Source organism: Ideonella azotifigens, from assembly GCF_006519715.1.
GTDB lineage: Bacteria > Pseudomonadota > Gammaproteobacteria > Burkholderiales > Burkholderiaceae_C > Ideonella > Ideonella azotifigens.
Map to the genome: position 1 here is coordinate 1 of NZ_VIDT01000503.1, position 4,137 is coordinate 4,137.

Consider the following 4,137-nt stretch of genomic DNA (forward strand, 5'->3'; position numbering starts at 1 on the left):
GTCGGTGCTGAAGTTCTGCTCGCCCATCTTGTAGCGGTAGCGGTTGCCGCCCTGCAGCAGGCTGACGGCGGCATTGGCATAGGGCTGGCCGTCGACCAGCACGCGGAAGCGGCTGGTGTCGCCGGTGCTGATGTCCACCGGCGCGGTCAGCGGGATCAGCTCGATGCCCTTGCCCACCGGCGTGATCGGGGTGGTGCTGGGCGTGTCGCGGGCGACGAAGGTCTCGACGCGGCTGAGCATCTGCGTGACCTGCACGTCGCTCGCGTCGGCCGGCTTTTCCTTGGCCCAGGCTTCCAGCGTGCCGCGGTAGCGCTTGGTCTCGCTGCCCAGCTTGTAGCTGGCCATCACGGTTTCGCTGACGTTGGCCACGCGGTAGGTGCCGGGCTTGGGCAGCGTCAGGTCGAAGCTGCTGCGGTGGCGCGAAGCGGTGTTGAGCTTGTCCTTGTCGACGGCCAGGTTGGTGCCGTCCGGGCCGGTGACGACCAGGCCGTCCAGCGGCAGGCCGCGGGCGTCGTACTCGAACAATGCTTCGCTGGTCGCGGCGTCGAAGGAGACCGCGCCGTCGCGGTTGTCCACCAGCGTCGCCGTCGGCGCAATCCACGGGTGATGCGCGTGGGCCAGCGGCACCAGGCCGGCCAGCAGCGTGGCGGCCAGCGCAGTCGTCAGCGCGGTATGGCGCATGGAGCTTGTGAAAGTGTTCATCGGGTGTCTCCTGGGGGTCTCAAGGCTTGACGCTGAGGCTCACGGCGCCCAGCTCGTGCTCGCCCTTGACGCTGCTGCTGTCGGCCGTCTTCACCGGCCAGGCAAACGGCACCTTGACCACTTCGCGGCCACCGCCTTCGCGTGCGGCTTCGATCAGCAGCTCGTACTGGCCCGGCGGCAGCTCGGCCAGGGCTTTGGCGTTGCCCAGGTTCAGTGTGTGCTCGCCCGGCGCGCGCGTCGCGCCGCTGACGCCGTCCACCGGCATCTCCAGCGCGCGGCCGCTGACGCGCCACCAGCTGCGCATGTCCTTGAGCCACTTGGTGCCGGCGTTGTCGCGCTTCTTCACGTCGTACCAGACGGCCAGGTTGCCGGCGAACTTCTGGTCGGCCGCACTTTGCAGCCACACCGCCACATACGGCGTGTGGTATTCGGCCACGGTGAGGCGCGGCACTTCGACGCGCAGCTGCAGGTCGGCCGCCCAGGCCGGCGCGCTCAGCGCCACCGCGCTGCCCAGGGCCATCGAATATCGGAGTTGCATGCAGGTCACCTTGAGGTACAGGAATGATGTGGGAGCTGTCAAAAATCAGATCAATGCATCAGCAGCAGCGCGACCAGGGCCGGCAGCAGCAGGCCGGCGCCCACCAGCGGCCAGGTCAGCGCGCGGTGGCGGGCATGGATTTGCAGGATCAACAGACCGGTCAGTGCGAACAGGCAGCAGCCAATGGCCAGCAGGTCGATGAACCAGCGCCAGGCGGTGCCGGTGTGGCGGCCCTTGTGCAGGTCGTTGAAGTAGGCGAGCCAGCCGCGGTCGGTGAGTTCGGCCTCAAAGCTGCCTTCGTGGCGGTCGATGCGCAGCCAGGCGTCGCCGCCCGGGCGCGGCAGCGGCAGGTAGACCTCGTCGGGCGACCACTCGGCCTCGGTTTCGGCTGGCCAGCGCAGCGAGGTCTCGGCCATCAGCTTGTCGCGCACGGCCGGCGGCAGCGGCGCATTGGCCTTGTCCTTCTTCGCGGCCGGGCTGGCGTCCAGCAGCTTCAGCAGGTCTGGCGTCAGCGTGCCGGTCTGGTTGTGTACGGCGGGCTTGGCCTCGATCTCGCCAGCGTGGTTCAGCGTGAAGCCGGTGATCGAAAAACCCAGCAGCCCGACCAGGCAGATCGCCGAGCTGATCCAGTGCCACTGCAGCAGCGTGCGCAGCCAGGCATTGCGGTCTTTAGACATCAGCCCAGCGGCGCAGCAGGTTGTGATAGTGGCCGGTCAGCGTGACGGTTTCCGGGCAGTCGCCGATGCGGCCGCGCAGCGACTGGATGGCCTGGTCCAGTTCGTAGAGCGCGGCGCGCTGGGCGTCGTCGCGGATCATGCTTTGCAGCCACAGGAAGGCGCACTGGCGCTCGCCGCCGGTGACCGGCTCGACGTGGTGAATGCTGGTCGACGGGTACAGCACCAGGTCGCCGGCCGGCAGCTTCACCAGGTGCTCGCCATAGGTGTCGCGCACCACCAGGTCACCGCCTTCGTAGCTCTCGGGCTCGGCGAGGAACAGCGTGGCCGAGACGTCGGTGCGCAGCGCCTTGCCGCTGGGCAGGTAGCGGATGGCGCCGTCCACATGGTCCCCGTAGTGCTCGCCGCCGCTGTAGCGGTTGAAGTAGGGTGGCAGGATTTCCAGCGGCAGCGCGGCCGACAGGAACATCGGGTGGCGCAGCAGTGCGCGGGTGACGAACTGCGACAACTCGGCGGCCAGCGGCGACTTGTCGTCCAGCTGGCGGTTGCGCTTGACCTGCGCACCCTGCGGGCCGACGCTGGCCCGGCCGTCGACCCAGCTGCCACCGTCCAGACGTGCGTTCAGCGTCTGCAGTTCGTCGGGGGTCAGGACTTGCGGAATGTGCAACAACATGAGCGGAAGAATCGGCGCGGGAGCAGTTGACCCCGCAGGGTACGGCACCGTTGTTGCGGCGTCGTAAAGCCAGGGGCGCGGTATTTGGGGCCGTCAGCGAGGATCGGGTTCGCTGACGAAACCGATCTTGGTCAGGCCCACGCGGCCGGCATCGGCCAGCGTTTCGGCGACGGCGCCGTAGGCCGCCTGGTGGTCGGCGCGCAGGTGGACCTCGGGCTGCGGCTGCTTCGCGGATTCGGCCTGGAAGCGCTCCGCGGCCTGGGCGCGGGTCACGGGCTCGCCGTTCCAGTAGCGCTGGCCCTTGGCGTCAATCGCGAAATCGATCTTGTCCGGCGGCACGTTGTTGACCTGGCTGCTGGCCTGCGGCAGCTGCAGCTTGACGGCATGCGTGAGCAGCGGCGCGGTGACGATGAAGATCACCAGCAGCACCAGCATCACGTCGATCAGCGGCACCATGTTGATCTCGGCCAGCGGCGCGGACGCGCGCTGCTTGTCGAAGGAAGCAAAAGCCATCGCGCGGTCCTCAGGCCGAAGCCGGGGTCTGGGCCTGCTGCGGCACTGGTTTCAGCGGCCTCACGCTGGCGCCCAGCTGCTGCTGGCCGGCGCCGGGCGCCTCGCCCATGGTCAGGAAGCTGTGCAGCTCGAAGGCAAAGGCATCCAGCCGGCCGGCCAGCACGCGGTTGCTGCGGGTGAAGGCGTTGTAGGCGACCACGGCCGGGATGGCCACGGCCAGGCCGATGCCGGTCATCACCAGCGCTTCGCCGACCGGGCCGGCGACCTTGTCCAGCGTGCCGGCGCCGCTCATGCCAATGGCCAGCAGCGCGTGGTACACGCCCCAGACAGTGCCGAACAGGCCAACGAAGGGCGCGGTCGCGCCGACGGTCGCCAGCGTCGTCAGGCCGCTCTCGAAGCGCGTGGTTTCCTCGTCCAGCACCTTCTTGATGGTGCGGGTGACGAACTCGCTGGCGCTGCCGGCCTCGGCCAGGCGCGAGGCGCCGTGGCGGGCATGGTGGACCTGCGCATGAAGCGCGTGCGCGCTGAGGTGCGAAAACGGGTCACGCGCGCCGTGGGTGCTGATCTCGTGGCGGACTTCGTCCAGCGTCGAGGCGTTCCAGAAGTGGTTCAGGAACTCGCTGCTGCGGCGCTGGCGCAGGTATTGCGCAACGCCCTTGCCGGCAATGATGGCCCACGAGGCGGCGGACATCAGGATCAGCAGCGCCAGCAAGGTCTTGCCGACGGCGTCGCTCTGGGCGAGGAAATGGGCCAGGCCCTGGGTGGTCGAGACGGTGTCCATGAGAGTCGGCGGTTCAGGTCATTCCAGGTTGAATTCGATCGGGGCCAGCGTCGTCCATTCGATCGCCTGGCCTTGGTCCATGTAGGGCTTGAAGCGCGCCGAGCGCATCGCCCGCACCGCCGCTTCGTCCAGCCGGGCATATCCCGACGATTGCTTGACGCTGACCTCGCGCGGCACGCCTTGCGCCGTCACGACCACGCGCAGCAGCACCGTGCCGGATTCGCCCAGCCGCTTCGAGGCCGCCGGGAAGCTGAGC

The 4,137-nt window shown here is 68.6% G+C and carries 7 protein-coding genes; all 7 read right to left on the reverse strand.

What is annotated here, in order from left to right:
• A partial coding sequence (locus FKP22_RS22855; protein ID WP_141289979.1) for a DUF4198 domain-containing protein occupies positions 1-702 on the reverse strand: 702 nt, incomplete at its 3' end.
• Positions 703-721: 19 nt separating this feature from the next.
• Positions 722-1,240 (reverse strand): DUF2271 domain-containing protein, encoded by a 519-nt coding sequence (locus FKP22_RS22860; protein WP_141289980.1) that lies wholly within the window; start codon positions 1,238-1,240, stop codon positions 722-724.
• A 50-nt stretch (positions 1,241-1,290) separates the two neighbouring features.
• Entirely contained in the window at positions 1,291-1,917 is a 627-nt protein-coding gene (locus FKP22_RS22865; protein WP_141289981.1) for a PepSY-associated TM helix domain-containing protein, read from the reverse strand.
• A complete protein-coding gene (locus FKP22_RS22870) occupies positions 1,910-2,587 on the reverse strand; it encodes a Fe2+-dependent dioxygenase (RefSeq protein ID WP_141289982.1) in 678 nt (225 codons plus the stop codon). The genes FKP22_RS22865 and FKP22_RS22870 overlap by 8 nt, the downstream gene beginning before the upstream one ends.
• A gap of 93 nt (positions 2,588-2,680) precedes the next feature.
• A complete protein-coding gene (locus FKP22_RS22875; RefSeq protein WP_141289983.1) occupies positions 2,681-3,100 on the reverse strand; it encodes an ExbD/TolR family protein in 420 nt (139 codons plus the stop codon).
• A gap of 10 nt (positions 3,101-3,110) precedes the next feature.
• Positions 3,111-3,881, reverse strand: a complete 771-nt coding sequence (locus tag FKP22_RS22880; RefSeq protein WP_141289984.1) for a MotA/TolQ/ExbB proton channel family protein — start codon at positions 3,879-3,881, stop codon at positions 3,111-3,113.
• 18 nt (positions 3,882-3,899) lie between these two features.
• Positions 3,900-4,137, reverse strand: a 238-nt coding sequence (locus tag FKP22_RS22885; RefSeq protein ID WP_141289985.1) for an energy transducer TonB, incomplete at its 5' end; no start/stop codon positions are given.